The 21360-nt window shown below is 53.1% G+C and carries 16 protein-coding genes, 1 tRNA gene and 1 pseudogene; 9 read left to right on the forward strand and 9 right to left on the reverse strand.

What is annotated here, in order from left to right; genetic code table 11:
* Nucleotides 1-140 precede the first annotated feature (140 nt).
* Nucleotides 141-1394 (forward strand): LacI family DNA-binding transcriptional regulator, encoded by a 1254-nt coding sequence (locus tag GP473_RS01635; RefSeq protein WP_246394840.1) that lies wholly within the window; start codon nt 141-143, stop codon nt 1392-1394.
* A 270-nt stretch (nt 1395-1664) separates the two neighbouring features.
* Here GP473_RS01635 and otsB read toward each other — a convergent pair whose 3' ends face one another.
* The 5 genes from otsB to thrE all read right to left on the reverse strand — a co-directional run bounded on the left by otsB (nt 1665) and on the right by thrE (nt 7286).
* Nucleotides 1665-2708, reverse strand: a complete 1044-nt coding sequence (gene otsB / locus GP473_RS01640; protein WP_185769443.1) for a trehalose-phosphatase — start codon at nt 2706-2708, stop codon at nt 1665-1667.
* A 262-nt stretch (nt 2709-2970) separates the two neighbouring features.
* Nucleotides 2971-3615, reverse strand: coding sequence for a hypothetical protein (locus GP473_RS01645; protein WP_246394842.1), 645 nt, complete (start codon nt 3613-3615; stop codon nt 2971-2973).
* Nucleotides 3612-5147: an alpha,alpha-trehalose-phosphate synthase (UDP-forming) gene (locus GP473_RS01650; RefSeq protein WP_246394844.1), complete on the reverse strand. Its 1536-nt coding sequence runs from the start codon at nt 5145-5147 to the stop codon at nt 3612-3614. Before GP473_RS01650 ends, GP473_RS01645 begins: the two co-directional genes overlap by 4 nt.
* A 12-nt stretch (nt 5148-5159) precedes the next feature.
* Complete coding sequence (locus GP473_RS01655; protein ID WP_186277034.1) at nt 5160-5522, reverse strand: hypothetical protein; 363 nt, start codon at nt 5520-5522, stop codon at nt 5160-5162.
* 57 nt (nt 5523-5579) lie between these two features.
* The gene (gene thrE / locus GP473_RS01660; protein ID WP_313770397.1) at nt 5580-7286 is read right to left on the reverse strand and encodes a threonine/serine exporter ThrE; all 1707 of its coding nucleotides are present in this window, start codon (nt 7284-7286) and stop codon (nt 5580-5582) included.
* A gap of 142 nt (nt 7287-7428) precedes the next feature.
* Here thrE and GP473_RS01665 point away from each other — a divergent pair.
* A tRNA-Thr gene (locus tag GP473_RS01665) sits at nt 7429-7501 on the forward strand.
* Between the two features lie 79 nt (nt 7502-7580).
* On the opposite strand, the gene GP473_RS01670 is transcribed toward GP473_RS01665, so the two are convergent.
* Nucleotides 7581-8168: a GNAT family N-acetyltransferase gene (locus GP473_RS01670; RefSeq protein ID WP_185769441.1), complete on the reverse strand. Its 588-nt coding sequence runs from the start codon at nt 8166-8168 to the stop codon at nt 7581-7583.
* A 441-nt stretch (nt 8169-8609) separates the two neighbouring features.
* Between GP473_RS01670 and GP473_RS09425 the strand changes: the two genes are divergently transcribed.
* The 3 genes and pseudogenes from GP473_RS09425 to dprE1 all read left to right on the forward strand — a co-directional run bounded on the left by GP473_RS09425 (nt 8610) and on the right by dprE1 (nt 13464).
* Nucleotides 8610-8831 carry a hypothetical protein gene (locus GP473_RS09425; protein WP_246394846.1) on the forward strand — a complete coding sequence of 74 codons (222 nt, stop codon included), beginning with the start codon at nt 8610-8612 and terminating at the stop codon, nt 8829-8831.
* Complete coding sequence (locus tag GP473_RS01675; RefSeq protein ID WP_246394848.1) at nt 8794-9900, forward strand: LGFP repeat-containing protein; 1107 nt, start codon at nt 8794-8796, stop codon at nt 9898-9900. Before GP473_RS09425 ends, GP473_RS01675 begins: the two co-directional genes overlap by 38 nt.
* A gap of 2208 nt (nt 9901-12108) precedes the next feature.
* Nucleotides 12109-13464 (forward strand): annotated as a pseudogene (gene dprE1, locus GP473_RS01685) (decaprenylphosphoryl-beta-D-ribose oxidase).
* Between the two features lie 948 nt (nt 13465-14412).
* Here the strand turns inward: dprE1 and GP473_RS09545 are convergent.
* Both GP473_RS09545 and GP473_RS01690 read right to left on the reverse strand, forming a co-directional pair.
* Nucleotides 14413-14535: a hypothetical protein gene (locus GP473_RS09545; RefSeq protein WP_260619977.1), complete on the reverse strand. Its 123-nt coding sequence runs from the start codon at nt 14533-14535 to the stop codon at nt 14413-14415.
* Between the two features lie 93 nt (nt 14536-14628).
* A complete protein-coding gene (locus tag GP473_RS01690) occupies nt 14629-15447 on the reverse strand; it encodes a L,D-transpeptidase (RefSeq protein WP_186277035.1) in 819 nt (272 codons plus the stop codon).
* A 249-nt stretch (nt 15448-15696) separates the two neighbouring features.
* On the opposite strand from GP473_RS01690, the gene GP473_RS01695 reads away from it, so the two are divergent.
* Both GP473_RS01695 and GP473_RS01700 read left to right on the forward strand, forming a co-directional pair.
* The gene (locus GP473_RS01695) at nt 15697-16404 is read left to right on the forward strand and encodes a response regulator transcription factor (RefSeq protein WP_185769438.1); all 708 of its coding nucleotides are present in this window, start codon (nt 15697-15699) and stop codon (nt 16402-16404) included.
* 6 nt (nt 16405-16410) lie between these two features.
* The gene (locus GP473_RS01700; RefSeq protein ID WP_246394849.1) at nt 16411-18462 is read left to right on the forward strand and encodes a sensor histidine kinase; all 2052 of its coding nucleotides are present in this window, start codon (nt 16411-16413) and stop codon (nt 18460-18462) included.
* 22 nt (nt 18463-18484) lie between these two features.
* Here the strand turns inward: GP473_RS01700 and GP473_RS01705 are convergent, their stop codons facing one another.
* Entirely contained in the window at nt 18485-18925 is a 441-nt protein-coding gene (locus GP473_RS01705) for an HIT family protein (RefSeq protein WP_185769437.1), read from the reverse strand.
* Between the two features lie 102 nt (nt 18926-19027).
* Between GP473_RS01705 and purD the strand changes: the two genes are divergently transcribed.
* A complete protein-coding gene (gene purD / locus GP473_RS01710; protein WP_186277036.1) occupies nt 19028-20290 on the forward strand; it encodes a phosphoribosylamine--glycine ligase in 1263 nt (420 codons plus the stop codon).
* A gap of 51 nt (nt 20291-20341) precedes the next feature.
* The gene (locus GP473_RS01715; RefSeq protein ID WP_186277037.1) at nt 20342-21244 is read left to right on the forward strand and encodes an Fpg/Nei family DNA glycosylase; all 903 of its coding nucleotides are present in this window, start codon (nt 20342-20344) and stop codon (nt 21242-21244) included.
* The last annotated feature ends 116 nt before the right edge of the window (nt 21245-21360 follow it).

A 21360-nucleotide genomic window follows, 5' to 3' on the forward strand; every position in this document is an offset into this window, starting at 1 on the left:
GGTTGGTCAGCTTCGCTCCCGTCATGGTGGATTGCTCAGTGGTGTTTCCGTCACGACTGAATCGTGAAGCTATGCCCCCATCATCGCTGAATCGTGCATTCATCTTTCCCGATCAAGCAGCACCCCATACACTGAACCCCATGAGTCGATCCGCCCGCCGAGGAACCCTTGCATCCATTGCTGCAGAACTCGGCGTCTCCCGTACCACCGTATCCAACGCTTATAATCGCCCAGACCAACTCTCACCTGAGCTCCGCGAAAAAATCCTCCGAACTGCACAGCATCTCGGATATCCCGGCCCTGACCCCACCGCGCGTTCCCTTCGCACACGCCGAGCTGGTGCGATTGGTGTGCTTCTCACCGAAGAACTCACCTACGCCTTCGAAGACCAAGCATCCTTAGAATTCATGTCCGGCGTATCAGTCGCGTGTGGGAATATGGGCGTTTCGATGCTACTGATCCCAGCAGGAGCTGGCGAGCTGGCGTCGGAGAAAAAAGAGACAACTTACCCCGAGGCAACAGAACCGGGCACAACAGAACCAACCCCAAAAGGATCGGACACAAAGGAACCGACTGTAAAAGAGACTGCGAATCAAAAAAAGATCGAGGCTACAAACCCGGTCAAGAAAGAAACCACAAGTAAGGCCACCACGCTAATCAACCAAGCTAGCGTTGACGGCTTCATAGTGTATTCCGTGGCCAAAGACGACCCATACCTCGCAGCAGTAACCAATCGCAACCTGCCGACCGTCATCTGCGATCAGCCAACTGACCAGCCAGAATTGAACTACGTAGGAATCGACGACAAACAAGCAATACAACCAGTAGTTCGAAAACTAACAGACGCCGGGCACAGAAAAATAGGCATCCTATGCATCCGCCTAGACCGCCAACCCAACAATGGCCCTGTCAGCGCCGAACGCCTAAATAATGCTGCAATGCACGTACAACGCTCCCGGATCGAAGGTGTACTCGAAGTACTTGCAGAGGTTGAGGTTGAACGCGCAGACGTGCCAATAGTCGAACGGCACATCAACGATGCCACCAACAACCGCAGTGCAGCCAAAGAACTACTGGACAAGCACCCGGAGATAACAGCCGTAGTATGCACAGTCGACAACATGGCTCTGGCAGTAGCAGAACTAGCAGCTGACCGGGGTTGGAATATTCCGGAGCAACTATCAGTAACGGGATTTGACGGCATTCCCAAAGCTGTGGAACTCGGCATCACAACAGTGAGACAGCCGTCAAAGGATAAGGGCCTGACCAGCGGCAGTGTGCTGGCGGCGTTGATTGCACACGGATCTGGCAGGGATGCCCCTAGGCGCATTTTGCTCGAAACCACAGTTATCGAAGGCAACTCTGTTGGAGCCCCGCGGGTAGGCGCGTTGTAGTACCTCTAATGGTCATTTTGTTTGGAAGTCCACGCCTGGAATAGCTCTTTTCGTGCAGCCTGAATGAAGAAAACGAAAAATTATCCCCACAGATGGTTTTGTTGGTGTCAAAAGCCCAGGTGAGTCGACTTGAGGATTCCGCTTGTGGGGATATTTTTACGTTTTTTCTTCCGCCGTTTTCTCTTATAATTCGTACTGGGGTGACGCACTACTAACGCGCTAGCGCCAGCGATGCGAAGAGGGCGCTGCAAGCACAGAGGGCAGCAGTTTTTATGAGTGGAGGCTGCTGATCATGGAGCTGCGAATAGAAGCGAGGCGAACAAGGAAGTCCCGCACTGCAACACAGTCATCCAAACGGCGGTTACCTTGAGATGAACCCTCGCCGACTTTAATGCTTATATCCCGCTCCTTGTGCAGGATAGCCATGACGGTTTCGTCGGTTGTGTCGTCTCCCGCGAAAACTACGGCATCGACTGGCGGGGACATCCGTTCAAGGAGTTCCGACATGTAGCTTCCCTTGGTCGCCTGGCTCACAGCAACTTCAAAGATGTCCTTTCCTAACGTGATTTTGCTCCCAGGGGTGCGCTGTGCAAATCTCTGAAACTCGGAAACCGCTGCTGACGCGATGGTTTTGTCCTCAGCTGTGCGCACGTGCAGGCTGACGGAAAATGGTTTGTATTCGACCCACATGCCTGGGGTTCGTTTGGCTTGGTCTTCGGCGAACTGTTTGAGTTTTGTTAATTGTGTACGTTGAGTCTCGCTTAAGTCACTAGTTGGCTGGTCGGCTGCCTCTGCTCCGTGGCTGCCGACCATGCGTATGATGCCGTCACCAGGAGAGGAAGCCTCCGACGCGCGTTGTGGGTCGAGTCCTGTTACATCGGACAATTGAGTCAGGTTGCGCCCGGAAATCACAACAACAGTGGTACCAGGTATTTGCGACAGTTCGGTTAGAGCTTCTATCGCTCCGTCTTCTGCGCGGCATGCGGATGGGTCGTCGGAGAAGGGGGCGAGGGTACCATCAAAGTCCATTGCGACAACGAGCTGGGGCGCTCCACCCAAATATTTCAGGTCGTGTTCAGTCACCGGCGCAGTCGGTTCTTTCGTGTTCCCGGCCACCCCATGTGATTTTGTCACCTCTTCTTGTGGGGGTGCGGAGTGCCCCTGTGGGTTTGTCGCGTCCTCTTGTGGGCCCCGGGTGGAAGTCTTGCTTATATCGAGCGACGCAGCATCGTTTTTCATGATGCTTTCGCCTTCGACGTCACACTTGTGTGAAGCGTTTTCTGGGGAAGTATTGTATCCGGATTGATTGGTCATTGGCCGTAGGCCTCTCTTTCGAAAGATTTTTATGGTGGCAGGTGAGGTGGGCAAGTCATGCTGTACCAGGCCGTTCAATCCTGGCTAACCACGCGCCGGGGTTATCTAACCTGCACGGACCACGCGCCGCGGTTATCTAACCTGTGCTGTCCGCATTACCGGGCTTGTCACCAGCACTGCATCACGCTGTATAACTCGCACTAGCCGTGCTAGGGCTGAGCCGTGCTGGTCACGCTGTATGGAGCAATTGGATCAGCCCCCGCTAGTCCCCACTGAAGAATTCCACACTAGGCGCAGTTTGCCAGTCCTCTAGTCCGTCGAGAACCTGTTGGAGTTTTAATGTGTCTGACTCCGGGCGGCTGACAGAGAGAGTGTGGCCATCCATTACATCCTTCATTCGTGCGGCGGTATCTTCATCACCTGGAAGACACTGTGCATCTTTATCCAATGGCTCCGACGTAAACCCACTAATACTCAGTTCGTCTTGTTCATAATTCCATTCCACATTTCCTCGGAGGGAGAGACAGCCGCTGGCACCCGTAAGCGAGTCCTCGCCGATTACTACGTAGGCACGGCCTTGCAGGTTATCTGGAAGGTAATTGGCACGGGAGGAATCATCGTAGATTTCGGTTACCTGCCATTGCGTGTTTCCCACTGGGGAATCTGAATTACCACATGCTGTCAGGAGTCCGAGACTCACGAAGGCTAAAGCGCTGGCTCCTATGCAGCGCCGTCTGAGTGACGCGTTTGTTGTGGACGGTGCGGATGCATCTGGTGTCGCTGGGGAACCGGGATGTTCCGGCATGGTCGAGGCAGGGTAGCTGCTGGCGTCGGTCGAAGCCAGAGGCAGAGGGCGATTAGAACCTGGTGACGAGGCAGAGCGGGTGAGGTCGCTGCGGTAGGTCACTTTGTCTCCTTGAGTTCGGCGAGGAAGCTTGCGGCCCAGCTGTCCACGTCGTTATTCTGCACCTGATTCCACATATCGAGCATCCGCTGGCGTTGGGCGGTGGGGTCCTCGGAGGTGGCGGAGAGTATTGCTTCGCAGATCGATTCGCCGTCGTGTGGATTGCACATGTAGGCCTGTGTCAGCTGGGTGGCAGCGCCGGTGAATTCGGATAGCACGAGCGCTCCGGATCCGTCGGAGTGGCTGGCTACGTATTCTTTCGCCACGAGGTTCATTCCGTCTTTGAGTGCTGTCACCAGCATGATGTCCGTGGTGGCGTACAGCGCAACGATTTCCTCGAATGGCAACCCGTGGTGAATGTAGTGCACGAGGGGCCGCCCCAGCTGGCCGTAGTTGCCGTTGATTCGGGATACGACGCGCTCCACCTCTTCGCGCGTCGCACGATACTCTTCCAAGCGTTCACGGGACGGTGTGGCGACCTGCACCACCACTACGTCTTCCGCCTTAAGCCTCCCACTGTCTAACAATTGTTCTACTGCGAGCAGCCTATGGAGGATCCCCTTGGTGTAGTCCATTCGATCGACACCACTGAGCAACCATTTCGGAGATCCCAAACGCGCACGGAGCTGATGAGCTTCTGCCATTGTTTCGGGGGCGAGTGCCTGGGCTTGGACTTGAGCGGAATCGATTGAAATGGGGAACACACCGACGCGGACGGTACGGGTTGAGCCGGCCTCGGAGTGCTGAGCATTGGGCACGGCGACGCGCCCCACAATCAAACTTTCTTCCGGAAGACGGCTTCCATTGATGAATTCGGCGGCATCTTCATCGTCATCGGTGGAAACGTCGTATCCGAGGGCACGTAATGTGTCGAGGAAGTTGCGGGCACTGTCCTGTGTGTGGAATCCCACGACGTCTGCGCCTAGTGTTCCCTGCAATACTTCTTCTCGCCAGGGCAGTTGACGGAATAGTTCTGCGTTGGGGAAGGGGATGTGGAGGAAGAAACCTATGCATATGTCGCCACGTTGTTTGCGTAGGAGTCCGGGGACGAGGTGGAGTTGATAGTCCTGAACCCAGACGGTCGCTCCTTCGGAGGCAATCGCCGCGGTCGTGTCTGCGAAGCGCTGATTGACCTGCTCATAGCGCTGCCACCACGTGCGTTCGTAGCGTGGTGGGACGATGAGGTCATGGTATAGGGGCCAGAGTGTCGCGTTGGAAAAGCCTTCGTAGAACTGTTCGAAGTCTTCGTCGTCCAAATTCACCGGGATGGTGTGAAGGCCGGATTCCTCGGCGCTGGGCATGTCTTCCAGCGTGACGGGACTCGTACTTCCGGGCCAGCCGATCCACGCGCCGTCATTGGCCTGCAAGACGGGGCGCAAGGCTGTGACTAGTCCGCCGGGTGAGGGAGTCCAGCTCACTTCGCCTGTTGTGGGGTCTGTATTCCTGTCGACTGGCAGCCTATTGGCGACTACGACGAAATCTGCGGACACATCGCCGCTCTGAATTGTTTGGTTGGTGAGGGGCGCATTAGTCACGTGAGTATTTGCCTACTCTGCGGCTTTCTTAGCCGCCTTTTTGGTGGTCTTCTTGGCAGATTTTTTGGCCGTCTTTTTTGCGGCCTTTTTGGTGGTCTTCTTGGTTGTTTTCTTAGCCGCCTTCTTTGAAGCTTTCTTGGTTGTCTTGCGTGTTGCTTTCTTAGTCTCGGCTTCTTTGGCTTCAATCTCGGCGAGAACCTTGCGGTGGATGAGGCCTTCTGGTTCCACTCCTAGCATGGACATGAGCGTTACCGCATCCAGGAAGTCCTCGGAGTATGTAGCGACAATTCGCTGGGCTGCTTCCGCGGTCTCGGCTTCAACGGCGTGGAGAGATTCTGCGTTTGCGGAGCGGTTGTCGGTGACCTTCGGCGGCACTGTTCATCCCCTTGATTCGTGGTCTGTTTTCCTAACCACTCTACTCTAGCGCTTCGTTCATGCTTGTTCCCCTTCGCCTTCTGGAGCGGTACCGCTACGCTGTTCCTCCGTGGCACCAGCTGCAGTCGGTTTCGTTTCTTCATGTCCGCTGGGATGGCTCCCAGAATGCTCTTTGTACCTGGGGGAGACGCGGTGTGAGGTGCCATGATCGTGGTCTGAGGTGTCATGGTTCAGCAGTGGAGCTTCGCGGTCTGCTACCTGTGTATCGAGTTGCCATAGAGAGCGCACGCTAGATTTCTGCTGACGGCGCCAGTGCAGAGGTTGGCGGATGCGGCCGGTTGAGGTCATTCGTGGCGTCGGGACGGTACCACGCATGCGCGGTAAAGCAGGGCGGCGAATACGGCGAGCAATCCACTCACCGAGAACAACACTCGCGGCCAGCGCAGTGGCGGTTCCTAGCGCGAGCGCTAAGTTGGATAGGCCTGTGACGAAGTTGTCGTTAAGAATATTGCTCATGCCGCGGTAGAGCGCTAGCCCCGGTAGGAATGGGGTGATGCCGGCGGCCGCAGTGATTTGCGGTGGGATTTGAAAACGCCGGGAGAGAACACCGCCAGCAAATCCCACGATAAGCCCTGCAACAGCAGCAGCTGCCAGCACACCCAAGTCGAGGGTATTGAGGATGAAATAGTACGCCACGCTGGCTACCAGGGCGGTCGTCGACGCCACAAGCATTGACTGCCGTTCTGTGAAACAGGCGATGCAAAAGAACATCGTGGCGATCGCGCCCGAGATGATTCGCACTGAGGTGGAACCAAGCAGACCAACAGCCTGGTTCTGATCCAGAGGTGGCAGGGTCAGGCCAACGAAGGTGGTGAATTGGATGCCGACTGCTATTCCAGCGATGATCGCGCCAGTGCTGAGGATGGTTTCAAAGAACCTGGCAGATGATGTAACAGGGGCGCCAGTGACTCCGTCTTGGAGCGCCTGAACCAAAGTCAAACCCGCCAGAAGCGCGACGATACACGATGCGACGACAAGGGATGGGGGAAGATAAAAGCCGAAATCATCTGCGAGTCGATAGGCGAGACCCGCTGGAAACACAGCGACGAACCCGCCAATAACGTTTTGGAAGAAAAGTGGCAAAGACTTCGACGCCAACCAGGCGTTGGCGAAGATGGTGAAGATGGTAGTGATGGTGGCTACGCACGCTACGGCCCAACCACCGCCTAAAAGCAGTGCCACAGCGCCGGCAAAGAATCCCCATGCCAAGAGGGCATAACGGTTGCGATAAGGCAGGGGAGACGTCTCAATCTTAAAAAGAATCCGTTGAGCTTCCTCGAGGCTGACCGCACCTCGGCAAATGGAGCGGATCAGCTGATCCACCTCCACCAAGCGAGAAAAATCCGTGGTGAGGGAGTGAACGACACGGAAGGCCGACGCAGGATTTTTCTTCTGGTCATAGTAGGCATAGACCGTGATGGTGTTGAGAGTGATGTCCACATGCGTGTAGTGGAGACCATAAGCGTGGGTGATTGCACGGATCTGCGCTTTCGCATCGGAATTACCAGTGCCGGCAGATAGGAGAAGATCACCGATACGACCCGCGAGATTCAGTACAGCGTGGATCTTGGCAGTGTCGGTGAAATCAATCGGAGCCAGAGGAGATGGCGGTGGTGCCATGCGGATGGCGTCGATCGTTGCCCTGTTTCCTGAAAACAACAGGTCAGCGCCTTTTCGAAGCGCATTCTTTAGTGTGATACGCACGCTGACAACCGTACCTTCCTGAGAGGACGTGCAGCTAATTTTTTGGGGCGATTGTGGGGGTCATTTGGCGTTAAGGGGTGGTGCACTGATAGTCTTTGACTGCTTGAGGGGTTCAAGTTGAAGGCAAAACCCCGAGGGCGACGCTGGAGTGGCGCAATTGGCAGCGCAACGCACTTGTAATGCGTAGGTTGCGAGTTCAAGTCTCGTCTCCAGCTCTAGAACCCCAGTGAGGTCGCTATTCTGCGATCAAACTGGGGTTTAGTTTCCCTTGAAGGCGTTCAAGACTGTCCACAATTAGCTGTCGTGGGTAATGGAGCCGAGGACGTTTGTCTGGTTGTTGTGGTCTTGAAAGTCGTACAGCATTACGTGGCAGTCTGTGTCATGGTTGTAGTCGACTTCCTTGAATCCCAAGGTCTCATATACGTGGTAGGCGCGGTCGTTACCCTTATCGACTGCGAGGCTGACACCCGGCTTTCCTTTGTCGAGTGCCACCTCTAAAGCTGTCTTGAGTAACATTCGGCCTAGCCCATGGCCAGTTTTGCCACGAACCATAGAAATAGCGAGTTCGGGGATGTCTTCACTGATGTAACCGGAGCCGCATCGTTCCTGTGGAAGCTCGAGAAGCCAGGTGGCTCCGACGCGCTGACCATTGAGTTCCGCGATGACTCCCCCCATACTTTCTTCCCACTGACCCACGTATTTTTCGCGATCATTGTGGAAGTTTTCAGATAACGGACGATCCTCGCCCCAGGTATCGATCTCGTGGAAGAGCTCCTCTAAAAAGGGACGATCTGCTTCCAAGGCCGGGCGGAAACTGACCTGGTTCTTTTCGCCTGGATTTCCAAAATCGTTAGTGGAATTGCCATCCTGTGAGGTACTCATGTTTTCCACCGTACCAAGCGAGAAGTGAGCTGGGGCGCTTCGTTTTTTAGCGGTAGCTCGCACGCGCATGCGTGGCGGGGTTTTCGATGGCTCCGATCGCAGGGAGGTGGGACTGTTCATCCTCGGCTAATCGTGCATCCACCAACTCAGCCACCCCTGTCTCTTAGTTTCGAGTGCCCCAAGCCACTCACTCCGACTAGAACACTAATCAAGCACTTCCTTCAAGGTTCGCGCTTGCCATTTCCATATGTAAGCAGAATAGATACCTCAATAAATCAGGCTCCCCTATGGCTTCTTGCAGCAATTCCTACAAGAGTTGTTCAACAGTTTCCCTGGGATTTTGCAAGTTTTTCCAACTATTCAGTCATTTTTCATTCCCGAGATACGTTTCTCACACTAAGCTCTTTTCTCACGGTCCACTACAGCGAAAGATGCCCCACCATGGCCAGACCATCGCGCATTATCACCACTTTCCTATTCGCCATCACCCCTGGCATGGGGTTCACCCCTGCCGTGCAGGCTCAACCCACACAACCACCAACAACTGCCAGTACACCAGCAGACAACCACGCTGATCAGGTTGCACCCGGGCGAGAAAACCTAGAACCAGCAGAACCGGGGTTCGATGACAACAACGTTGATAACCAAACAGGTAGGAACTAGCACCCCACCACCAACCCCAAAAGCAAAATCACTCCAGGGAAGATGCGTTCCGATAAAGAACAAATTCCCGGTGGATTCACGAAAGAACAAGCTAACCAAGCTGAAATTCAAGAGGTTAAAGAACAAGCCACGCAAACACGCTCTGGAGTACAGACGTTTGCCGCCGTTGATAACTGTCGGACGTACTGGCCTAGTCCTTTTAAGGTGTGCGGAAAGATCCGGGAAAAGTACGATTCTCTCGGTGGACCAAAAAGTTTCCTCACTTGGCCGAAGACCAATGAACTCGGCGTTCCTGATGGTGTCGGACGTCGCAATGAGTTCGTGGCTGGAGACAGGTGCCGAACAAGGACAAATGCTCAGCTACCCAATCGAGGATGAGACATCAACTCCAGATGGAGTTGGAAAATTCAGCAAGTTTGGCTGGGGTTTTATCTACTGGTCTCCAGCAACCGGAGCCCATCCTATCTATGGTCCAGTTCTGTATGAATGGGCAAATAGCGGTTTCGAAAAAGGAAAATACGGGTATCCGACTGCAGACATCAAACCGACTAAAGACGGAGGGGATTTGCAGTATTTTCAGCGAGGGCTTATCCGTTCTCCTAATTTTCCTCTTCCGGCATACCAAGAAATATCAGCCTTCGGAGCCAACCGACCAGCCAGTAGATCAACCGATGCAGAGGAAGTTATCGGAGACAATTTTGATAGAATGCATGAGTGCATTGGCGGATATGACAACGGAAAACTTACCGTTTTTCACCACTCTGGCGTGAGTCTATACTGCAGGGATCTTTGGCATATTGCCGATAACCACATGCCCCCTCAAGAGGAGATAACGAGACAGGTTTGGGAAGACCTTCAGACCTGCGTAGCACATACGCTCCTATCACAAGAGTTCACCAATAAAACAAGCAGGCCTGGGACATACATTAAAGTAAGGTATAACACTTACTCTAAAGTCAGAAGCTACGCCATTGTATGGAGTAGCTCTTCTACCCTGCACAATGCCTACACCAATGACGACCGAGGCGGAAGGGATTGGGGAGGATGCCGAAAGTACCTACTCCGATAATCACACTGTTTCCTGAAGAAGGGATGGATTGGGGACTATGGTCAGAAAGGGATGACATACAGCGCGAACGTGAAGACGATTCCCTTCAACCATCTGACCTACACCTCAGCATTGCCCTAACCGAAATCTTAAAACGCTGGAACCGCACTTGGATCGAAAACTATGGATATGGTGTTGGAGCTTCGTTTGTTTCTTGGTGGAGAGAGGGCTTTGACCTCAACAGCTGGCTACAAGAAGGGCTGTGGATTGCAAGACAGATAGAAGCAGAGGCTGATGTAACTGTCGATAGAAGATTCGCGAACTATCTACACCGACCCATCCCCCTAGCCCCTGCAAATAAAACCGTTTCATGAAACACACCTACGTAATAATTTACCCCGACAATGCAAGACCCTCAGCAGTCTGGGGAGTAGATGAAGCAGAAGAGAACGCATTCTGTTCTGCAGCCCACCAAGCTTTAAGAAACTCACCCCATTCCTTCGATGGATGGATCAGAGAATGGCGGGAAAATTTTCAAAGCGAGGGCAGAGTTGGCGTCGCTCAGCGATGGAACAGCAGTTTTGATCCTCTCCAATGGATTGCTGACGGAGAAGAGCTTTCCTCTGTAATTGAAGCCAACACGAACTACCGAATAGTGCGAGCTTTTAAGGCCTACGCCCGTAATCCTAAAACGGTTAGATCAGAATAGAGATAAGAAACCTCGTGTTTCTGGCTCTGTCTTACTATTACCCTTTTAACTAAATAACTCTATGCGCCTTTCTTTAAACGAGTGATTGCACGAACTTTTTCCCTCCCTCTTTACATAGTGCTTCTGTAACTGATCTCCAATGACCACCACAGTGTTCTCTACCTCGACAACGACGAACCAGAACAGTTCACACTTATCGCGAAAACCTTCACCGACTTCCCCCCCCCAAACATGCTCGCCCACTCCGAAATACACAAGGCCACCCTAATGCCCGGGAATGCTTGCCATTTAAAAGTGTTCCTTTGAGGTAGAGTTGTGCCACACATGTGTGGTGAGGGTTACAGCTGTTGCCATCGGATTGGTGTTCTAACTGGCTCAGCAGGTCGATGTTGAGTCGGTGCCTTGCAGTATTGGGTCCGAGAGCAGTAGAAGAGTATCTTGGAAAACTCATCGAGTCACATCAGGCTTTGACCAAGTTTGTTGCTATCGGCGCCATCTGCTCTCGGCACTACTGATAAGACTGAAATTGCCCGAGTGGGTCGAGGATTCCGCTTGTTTGTACGTCAGCATCGTGATCAGAACGCTCGACTCGCACATCTTCAAAATGCTATTAGAAGAACGTGAATCAGACCGGATCAGGAGAGCAAATAAGACGCAAAAGTGCGTCACATCATTGCCAGATTAATCCCGGCAAGAGCGAACAACTTTGCCGTCTGGGGAGCCTCGCGGCACGTCGTTCGCGTGGCTTCCATGTTCACGCTGCCGTCTTCATTAGCCGAGTTTACTTCTTCTGTTCATGTCCACGAGCGTCGCGCGCTTTGACCCGCCTACTCGACTCGCTTCCGGAGATATGTTTGGAGTTGTTGGTCAGCACTGTTACGCCGCAAGTAGGCTCTCGGCGGCCGAGCTGTAATGCTTTCTCAGCGCTGAAGTGACATCACACCATATGAACTCTTAAGGCTTGAGTTTGATGTAAATCCTCAATACTGGAAAACAATGTTGTCTAACTTTGAACACATGGAAGCAAAATGTTTTTCTTAATGATAGTTAATTCGAGGTGACGCTTACCATTAAAGTACGCAATTAATCGACAAGCGAACGAGCTATTTCTACCAGTATTTATGCATACTCCTCATGCCCAATTGTTTATGGTTAGGTAATTAATATTAGCGTTTTGCTAATACAATGCTATCGCTAAACCTTGGAAATGGGCGCTTTTGAACAAAAAATGAAGTCTAGTAAAAGTCGGAAAATATTTGAAACAATCGTGCTTCAATTTAAACCAATTTGTATGCAGTAGCACCAGTGAAAATAATCGGCATTTTACATTAATTGCCAGCCAGAACGGAGTCGATCGAAAGATTCAACCATAAAGCACTTGACCATATTCCCTGCCGTGGTATTGTCAAGAGTCAAAGCATTGTGCCTTGGGTCAAGACTGAGCTGAAATAATTAAGTAAAGGGTGATTAAAATTAGCGTAGCCTCCACCAAGCGGAAAATATCCGGATTTGGACGGCGCATGCCAGCTATTTCGGAAGTTTATAATATTAAAAAAGTCGACGAAATTAAGAAAGTCCTTGAGTTAACAGTAGATCAGAGGGTCAAGAAAAAATAGGGGAATAATTGCCCGCAGCTTGAGTCGATCATATGGCGATCCGGCTCAAAATTGCGGGGGTGCAGTATTAGACCTATCAAATTTCAATCAAATATATTCTATTGATAGGGATACGGGGGTGATTGTTATGGATTCTGGCGTTAACTTAGATCTTCTTATGCGAGTGGCCTTGCCCTTCGGTTTGTGGGTTCCTGTTCTTCCTTGTACCAGGGAAGTAACAGTTGGCGGCGCAATTGCGTGTGATATCCACGGAAAGAATCATCACTCGTCTGAATCATTTGGAGAACATGTTGTTCGTATGGAGCTCCTGATAGCTGATGGATCTGTGATAACACTTGAGCTGAGGGGAACTAAAGACGATCCATCTGGCGATATTTTTTGGGCCGCGGTTGGTGGAATCGGGATGACGGGAATTATTCTTCGCGTCTGGCTTCGGATGACCAAAATTGAAACTGCATATTTTATTGTTGATACAGATGGTACTCGTAACGTAGACGAAACTGTAGAGATACACACTGATGTGTCTGAGTCTTCCTATACCTATTCTTCAGCATGGTTTGACTCTATGATTGGTGAGCCTCACCTCGGAAAAGCAGCTCTTGCGAGAGGATCGCTAGCCACACTAGCGCAGTTGGAAGATCTTGCCCCAAAAAAAGAATAATAAACCCTTAGCATTCGATGCTCCTAAGCTATTTGATGTTCCTGATATTTTCCAAATGGCCTAGCGAGCTGGTTTGATTTTACTCTAGTATCTCGAGCCTACTACTATAAAACTATTCCACGCGGAAAGAATATGGTTCAGAATTTAACTCAGTTTTATCACCCGCTTGATTTAGTAGGATAATGTAATAGGCTTTATGGTTCGTCAGGTTTCTGCCAGTACCAATTTTTGGTTCCGCCTGACGCTCTTGATGAGTTTAAAAAATATACGAGACATCCAATCCCCAGGTCATTGGTCAGCGCTGAACGTATTTAAGTTTTTCGGCCCCGGAAATAAAGCTTTGCTAAATTTTTCTATGCAAGGTAGGAATGTAGCGCTGGATTTTCCACCCAAAGCAGGATTAGGTGATTTTCTTAATTTACTTGATAAAAGGATAATAGAGTTCGGGGGACACGTATACACGGAAAGGATTTTAGAGTTTCTGCCGACGACTTTCATAAAATGTATCTGGAAATCGAAAAATGGAAAAGCGTGCGTAAAAAAGTCGATCCTGATGGCGTTTTATTTCAGATATGGCTAGGCGCTTGGGACTAAATTAGGCTAGCGGCAGTATAGTGCCTGTGTAGTAAATTCAATGATAGGCTGTCGTTGCCTTTCATGTGATCGGTTAGGCATCCATGTTTGTACTGGTTTAATTTTCTTTCGTTTTATTGAGTTACGCTCGATTTAAGATTCGAACGGCGGCGAGAACATTTTTTCGTCAGTTGGGTGTCTTTTCGCATGTGTGATGTTGACTAATTACACTATGTTTGAGTTAGTTTGGGTAGCATAAAAGTTATCAAGATGCTTTTCTCGTTAGGTGTCTAGTGGGTATAATTGCAAGGTTTCCAGCAGTTCGGTAGCTGCTATCGTAATTCTGTGGTGGGAGTTTATCGATGTTTAGCCACCGTAGGATGTGAATGATCCTCGACATATAATTTCGTTACGGCTTGGATCGTTATTATCTAGCTTTTCTGAAGTGGGAAATGGAATGGTTTAGTTTTGACATATATTACGTGCAACCGAATTTGCTTGGCTTCGATTTCTTATGATTGCGATTGATTTTACTCTATAAGCTAGTTGAAGTGCGATTTCGATAATGGCCGGTTTTCGGACGGGCAGTCGATGATGGAAAATTCGGTGTTGTCTTGGCGTGCATTGATAGAGCGAGCATTGATTGCATGGACGGCGAATTGGAGGGCATGGCCATTTTCTTTGGCGATAAGGGCCTGGGTTAAGCGGTTGTAGAGGCAACGCGTTAATGCGCTTTGAGTCAGATAACACCCACCTCAGGCGACCCTGCGGGAGTCCACGTCGGTGACAACAGCGCTGTACACGAATCCTTTCCTGGCATGCACATACGTCATGTCAGCCACCCACAACCGATCGAGGTGCTGGAGGTTGAAATTCATGGCGCACCAAGTAAGGGCGAGTATCCGACCTTTTGGGCTTATGTATCGTCACAGCAGACCGGCTTTTACCCATGCCAGGTATATCCGCAAGGCGCATCAGACGCGCAGTGCGTTCACGCCCAATGTCCATTCCTCCAACGGCGCAGCCTGATCCTCATACATACGCGCAACTGCCAAAAACGGCGCCTTGAACATCTCCCCGCTGATGAGCAGCGCCAACTCTACTGTCCGATCCCCACCTCACTGACATGTCACGTTGAACCAACGTCTGCAAGGCTGCGCGTGTGTGGCGGGGTCACCGCGACGTGAGGATCACCAAATGTATACTTCGTCGCCTACCTGCAGATCGTTGTAGTAACGAATGGCATCAGGGCGTTCTAGGCGTACACAGCCGGATGATGGGTAGGCAGTGTTGCCTTGGTGGAATGCGTGGCCATTGTTGGTGAAGTAGACGGCGTAGGGCATCGGCGCATTGTTGAATTCGCGGGATACCTCATCCTTGACTTTGCGGGTGACATAGAAGGTGCCTCGAGGAGTTTCCTCGCCCTTCTTGCCCTTGTTCATGGTGACAGGGCCGTAGGTGATTTTGCCGTCTTTTTGCAGCCATGTTTTGTTATTGGCTAAGTCAACACACGCGCGAGCGGTAGCTGGGCAGGGGTTATTGCGTGCGGCGCTGGCGCGAGCGGCCTCGGCCTGCGCTTCCGCAGCGGCCTTCTCCGCGGCGGCTTTTTCTTCCGCTGCCTTTTTCTCGGCGGCGACGCGTGCAGCGTCGCGTTCTTGCAGTGCGCCCGGTGCTACAGAGTTAGTGAAGCTGTCGACGCCTTGCGTGATCTGGTTGCGTAGTGCTGGATCGAGGTTCTGGGTACCGTTGATAATGTCATCGCGAGCTTGGAGAGCTCCAGTGTTCCATTGTGTGCGCAGTTGCTCGGAAGACCCTGAGACGTTGGTTGCTGCGTTGTTGACCCCTGCAGCGTTGGAGTTTGTAGCGTTGGGGGCCGGGGTGGCCGGTGCAGGAGCTGCACTGGCGACACCTGCGCCAAGGGTGGATGCAGTGACGACAGCTAGGCCGACGGTGGCCGCACGATGGATAGCGGTGTGTGTACGCGCGTGGCGCTTAGAGTGGGAAGTCATGGGGGATACTTTATGACTGTGATAGGCCATAAATCCATTTGTGTTGCATGTTCTGCAGACTCCGTTATGGATAAGTAATGGAATCTTTATCGAATTTTTATGCTCTTTCGATCGTTTATTGATCTTCGCTCCGTGGGTCACCGTGGGCTAGGTCATGGTCGGAGAGTGGATGAGTGTGGAAATCTATTCACAGTAAATGTTCAGCTAACATTCAGAGTAAAAGCACTACGACGGTTCACAATGAGGAGCATGACAATGCCGAATAGTCAACCAGTGAAGGTTCTCGTCGTTGATGATGAGGCCAATATCTCCGATCTCATTAAAGTCAGCCTCAAGTTCCAAGGCTTCGACGTGGAGACCGCTGACAACGGTCAGGATGCGCTGGCGTTGGCGGAAACCTATCAGCCAGATGCTTTCATTCTTGACGTGATGATGCCTGGCATGGACGGCTTCACTCTACTGAATAAGTTGCGCAGCGCTGGGCATGAAGCCCCCGTGCTCTTCCTCACTGCCAAAGACGGTGTGGAAGACCGCATCCACGGATTGACCATTGGTGCGGATGACTATGTCACAAAACCATTTTCTTTAGAGGAAGTGATCACCCGTCTGCGCGTGATTTTGCGTCGTGTAGCTCCGGAAGAAGAATCGGAATCCAGCGTTATCACCTACGAAGACCTCGCGCTCGATGATGACATGCATGAGGTCACCAAGGGCGGAAAAGTCGTGGATCTTTCTCCGACCGAGTTCAAACTATTGCGCTACTTCATGGTTAATGCAGAGGTGGTGCTGTCCAAGTCTAAGATCCTGGATCACGTATGGAACTATGATTTCGGCGGCGATGGCAATGTGGTGGAAAGCTATGTGTCCTATCTGCGCCGCAAAATCGATACCGAAGAACCGCGCCTCATTCACACCGTCCGAGGCGTGGGCTACGTACTACGCAAACCAAGGGCCTAAAAATCTGTGAGCTTTTCCCAGCCATCCAACCCGCGCGGAGACGTCGGTGACAAGGAAACCAGTAGCGACTTAGTTAGCGAGGGCCAGAACTACGGAAGTTTCATCGCTCAGCCGAAGAAACGTCAGCGCCACTTTCTGAGCCGTTACCCACTGCGTATTTCCCTTGTCATGGTGATTACTACGCTCGCTGCGCTCGGGCTCACCGGTTTCTCTGCTGTGATCACCACTAACCTGCAACGCATCCTGGTGGAACAGGTGGACAATCAGCTGGACTCCGCCACGCAGACCTGGGCGCATGAAACAGCCGTTCCAGATGAGTCGAATGGGTGGGAGCGATCTCCCAATGTGCAGGGCTCGGTGCCGGGCAATAGTGGTGTGTCGCGGCCTCCCAGTGAGTTTTACGTCTGCGTGGTTGATGGAGATACCGCAGTTGAAACCTTCAACTCGGTATTCGACTCTCTACCGGATGTCTCCTCTCTCACGACCCCAAGTGCACCTCAGACAGTGAATGCCCGTGCGGGGTCGGCATCGCCCGCGTCCTGGAGGGCGGCGTCGGTAAAGAACTCAGATGGAACCGTAACTATTGTGGCGCTGTCGCTAGAAAGCGAAGAGCACACGATTGCCCGTATCGTCTTCTTCCAAGTAGTGGTGGGCATTATCGTCTTGACGCTGCTGATGGCGGCATCGATGTACATCGTGCGCCGAGCGTTACGTCCTCTCAATGAGGTCGAGGTGACCGCATCGCTGATTTCCCGCGGACAGTTGGGACAGCGCGTACCTCCGGGTAATCCGCGCACAGAAGTGGGCCGACTATCCGACGCACTTAACCGCATGTTGCAGCAAATTCAAGGCGCATTCGTGGCGGTTGCGGCCTCGGAGCGTCAGGCGCGTAAGTCGGAAGCCTCGATGCGCCGTTTTATCGGCGATGCCTCGCATGAACTCCGTACCCCGCTCACCTCCGTGCGCGGTTATGCGGAGCTCTACACGTCGGGCGCAACCGACGACGCTAACCTGGTCATCGACAAAATCTCCGAAGAAGCCGGCAGGATGAGCCTGTTGGTTGAAGACCTCCTAGCGCTCGTACGCATGGACGAAGGGCGTCCAATGCGACAAGACCGCGTGGACATGCTCGAGTTGGTTCTGGCAACCGCCGAATCCACACGTGCGGCATTCCCAGGCCGCACCATCAACGTGTCCAACCAATGCGGATGCATCCCCGTGGTCATTGGTGACTCCGCGCGTTTGCACCAAGTGATGGGTAACTTGCTGACCAACTCCATGCGTCACGCAGGTGAGGATGCGGAAACTGAAGTGATCCTCAAAGTTGACCAGAAAGTCGCGCCGAATAGTGTTGTCATCGAGGTCAACGACAACGGTGTAGGTATTCCGGAGAAGGACCTGCCCCACCTTTTCGACCGCTTTTACCGCCCCGATGTGTCACGCTCACGCCACTCCGGTGGGTCTGGGCTAGGCCTGTCCATTGTGAAGGGGTTGGTTGAGAAACACGGAGGCTCGATCTCCGTACGGTCCACACTGGGTGACGGTACAAGTTTTCGTATCTTGCTCCCACGGGCTCCCGAGGCAGATCGTAGCGTGGAGATTGTCGATGCCGAGGGGCATGGAGACAGCGGAGCCAATGGCGCATCCGAACATGCGCCGACTAGCGCCCATGGCTCGACTCAGCGCGGACAAGCGACAGCCCAGGACAACGCTGCGCACACTAGGGGAACTGTTCCGTCACAATCCACTTCGGGGGACTCTGGCCGAGATGATACGTCCCAGGGCAGAGGAGGCGGGCCAGCGGTGAGGGGCCAAGGTTCCGGCGGAGAGCAGGGTTCTGTGGAGAACTGTGGTTCTGATACTGCGGACAGCGGTGTTCAGAGTGCGGCTGACCGACATGGGGAACTGACTCCCTCGGAACGTAACGTAGCAGGTAGCGCGACGCAGAACGGAAAGAACGGCGGCCGTTTTAGTCCCCGCAGAGTAGGCCACACTGTGAGCCGCATTGTGAACAACACCAAGCGCAAAGCAGAAAGCCGTAAACACAAAAGGGACTAGGTTACAGGTTTGGGTGGATAAGTTACAGGTTGTCGGTTTCTACACCGGTATCCACACCCTGTGCTTCAAGTGCGGCGCGAATCTTTTCGGCAGCCGCATCCATCTGTGCAGGGTCAGTTTCATCCATCTTCATAACGGTTGCCAGGCTGTACCCGGACATGTCGTTCGCGGGAAAGACATGGATATGAGCGTGGGGAACTTCAAAACCCGCAATCAGATAGCCGGCACGCTCGGAACCAAAAGACGCAATGATCGCTGAACCGACCTTCTGCGCCACATCATTGCACTGCGCCCATAACTCGGGTTCGATGTCAGTCCATTTATCGATCTCCTTAATAGGAACCACCAACGTGTGGCCGTAGGCCACTGGCTCGATGGTGAGAAAAGCGGCGACCTTGTCGTCGCGATACACGAAGCGACCAGGTAGCTCTCCATTAATGATCTTGGTGAATACGGTAGCCATAGGTCACATGCTAGTAGGTCATGGCGTTTCGGGAGTTTGAGTTCGGGGGATGGAGGTAAGGGAGGAGTCTGCGCTAACACGGCGGACGCTAGACTGTAGGGCATGCGCATTTTAGTCATCGGCAATGGTGCCCGTGAGCACGCACTGGCCTACTCACTTTCCCGCGACCCCGAAGTCACCGAAGTTCATGTCAGCCCCGGAAATGCAGGAATGGCGGCCATCGCCACTGTGCACCCGGATGGTGATCCCGTTGACCTGGCTGAAAAAGTGAAGGCCGACCTTGTTGTGATCGGTCCGGAAATCCCGCTGGTTGCTGGGCTGGCTGACCAACTTCGCGACGCCGGCTTCCCCGTCTTCGGCCCCTCCGCTAGCGCTGCGCAGATTGAAGGATCGAAGAAATTTGCCAAGGATGTCATGGAACGTGCGGGGGTTAAAACCGCTCGTGCCGAGCACATTCCGGTAGGGGCATCCGAGGCGGAAATCGATGCGGCGTTGGCCAACTTCGGACCAATGTACGTGGTGAAAGACGATGGTCTGGCAGGAGGCAAGGGCGTGGTCGTGACCGACGACTTGGCTAAGGCAAAGGAGCATGTCGCAACTGTCCATGCCGGCAATAACCCCGTGCTGCTGGAGAGCTTCTTAGACGGGCCGGAAGTGTCCTTATTCTGCTTAGTGGATGGAGAAACCGTCGTTCCTCTACAGCCAGCCCAGGATCATAAGCGCGTCGGAAATAATGATCAAGGACCCAACACAGGCGGCATGGGTGCATATACACCGCTGCCATGGCTGCCGGCCGATGGGGTACAACGCATCGTGGACGAAGTGGTGCAACCAGTTGCCTCCCAAATGGTCGCCGACGGTGTGCCTTTCAGCGGCCTGCTATACGCGGGGCTTGCGTGGGGTGCCGACGGACCAGCAGTGGTTGAGTTCAACTGCCGGTTCGGTGATCCAGAAACTCAGGCTGTACTGGAGATGCTCAACAGCCCGCTGGGGCAAGCACTCTATGCAACGGCAACGGGTAACCTCGACAAGCTACCACCATTGGAATGGAAAGATGGCTACGCACTGACTGTTGTGCTGGCAGCGGAGGGATACCCTGAGTCTCCAAAGCTGGGAGCCCCGATTATCGGAGCGGGAGTTGGCGCAGAACAGCGAGGGATTCGCACTGCGGGTGTGAAAGTAGCCGAAGATGGATCCGGCTTAGTGAGCGCAGGTGGGCGCGTACTGAACGTTGTCGCAACCGGCGCGACTTTGGAGGAAGCTCGGGATAAGGCATATCGCGAGCTGGAGCAGATCGATATGCCGGGAGGACATTACCGCACCGACATTGCTCTTCCTGCTGTCGAAGGACGAATTACCGTGTGACGCCGCAAGGTCACGTTACTCACTGATGACAAAAGGTCACGTTATTCACTGATGCCAGAAGGTCACGTTATTCACTACTTGGCTCGGCAATTGAATCAGGCTTTTGCCGGTCACGTATTGCGAGTTACCTCCCCGCAAGGTCGCTTCAAGGAGGAAGCGAGCATCCTCAACAGCACTCGCTTTAGGAGGGCTGAGGCGTGGGGAAAACATCTCTTCCTAGACTTCGACGTGCCGGACTACTCAGCGGGAGCGCGGTCGGGAGCCCGGCTAGCGCGGCACATCGTGCACATTCACCTCGGGCTGATCGGATCGCTGAGAATCGAACCGTATCGACCGGGGCCCCCGGTGGGGCAGGTGCGTTTACACCTGCATAGGATCGACGCCGAAGGGGGAGAGGACATGTGCATGTGGGGTGATGCTGTCGCAGCGAATCTCCGAGGTCCACAGTGGTGCCGTTTAATCACCGACCATGAAATGGATGATGTGATCTCGCGAGCCGGAGCGGATCCGATCCGAGCTGGTGAGGATACGAACCGGGAGAAATATCGGGAAGTCGAAGCCAAGGTTCAGCGCTCCGGGAAAGCTATCGGAACCCTTCTCATGGATCAGAAGCTCTTCGCCGGTGTGGGCAACATATACCGAGCCGAAACCCTATTTCGTTTAGGCATCGACCCCCAACGCAAAGGGCGCGATATGTCATCAGACGTTCTGCAGAATATCTGGTCTGACCTGGTTTATCTGATGAGAGAGGGGGAGAAAACTTGTCGCATCGATACGGTGCGTGAGGAACACACGCCGGAAGTGATGGGCAGGTTACCGCGCAAAGATGATCATGGTGGTGAAGTGTATGTATATCGCCGCGCCGGGCAACCATGCTACGTGTGCGGTACGCCTATCGAGATGAAGGTTGTGGAGGGGCGGAACCTGTTTTGGTGTCCCGGTTGCCAACAATAGGTAGGCCTGAACTGCTCGCCCCGCGAGTGTGCGTGACCTGGTCGGCCTTGAGTTGTATGGCCTACTCGCCCGGCGAATTGCCTGCTCCGCCCCGTGGGTTGCACGAACCCTTTCCA

Source organism: Corynebacterium anserum, from assembly GCF_014262665.1.
Classification (GTDB): Bacteria; Actinomycetota; Actinomycetes; order Mycobacteriales; family Mycobacteriaceae; genus Corynebacterium; species Corynebacterium anserum.

Bases quoted from the DNA above. Each gene is read 5' to 3' on its own strand.
- GP473_RS01635 (WP_246394840.1), top strand. From the start codon at position 141: ATGAGTCGATCCGCCCGCCGAGGAACCCTTGCATCCATTGCTGCAGAA.
- otsB (WP_185769443.1), bottom strand. From the start codon at position 2,708: ATGACCAATCAATCCGGATACAATACTTCCCCAGAAAACGCTTCACAC.
- GP473_RS01670 (WP_185769441.1), bottom strand. From the start codon at position 8,168: ATGAGTACCTCACAGGATGGCAATTCCACTAACGATTTTGGAAATCCA.
- GP473_RS09425 (WP_246394846.1), top strand. From the start codon at position 8,610: ATGGCCAGACCATCGCGCATTATCACCACTTTCCTATTCGCCATCACC.
- GP473_RS01675 (WP_246394848.1), top strand. From the start codon at position 8,794: ATGACAACAACGTTGATAACCAAACAGGTAGGAACTAGCACCCCACCA.
- GP473_RS01690 (WP_186277035.1), bottom strand. From the start codon at position 15,447: ATGACTTCCCACTCTAAGCGCCACGCGCGTACACACACCGCTATCCAT.
- GP473_RS01695 (WP_185769438.1), top strand. From the start codon at position 15,697: ATGACAATGCCGAATAGTCAACCAGTGAAGGTTCTCGTCGTTGATGAT.
- GP473_RS01705 (WP_185769437.1), bottom strand. From the start codon at position 18,925: ATGGCTACCGTATTCACCAAGATCATTAATGGAGAGCTACCTGGTCGC.
- purD (WP_186277036.1), top strand. From the start codon at position 19,028: ATGCGCATTTTAGTCATCGGCAATGGTGCCCGTGAGCACGCACTGGCC.
- GP473_RS01715 (WP_186277037.1), top strand. From the start codon at position 20,342: ATGCCAGAAGGTCACGTTATTCACTACTTGGCTCGGCAATTGAATCAG.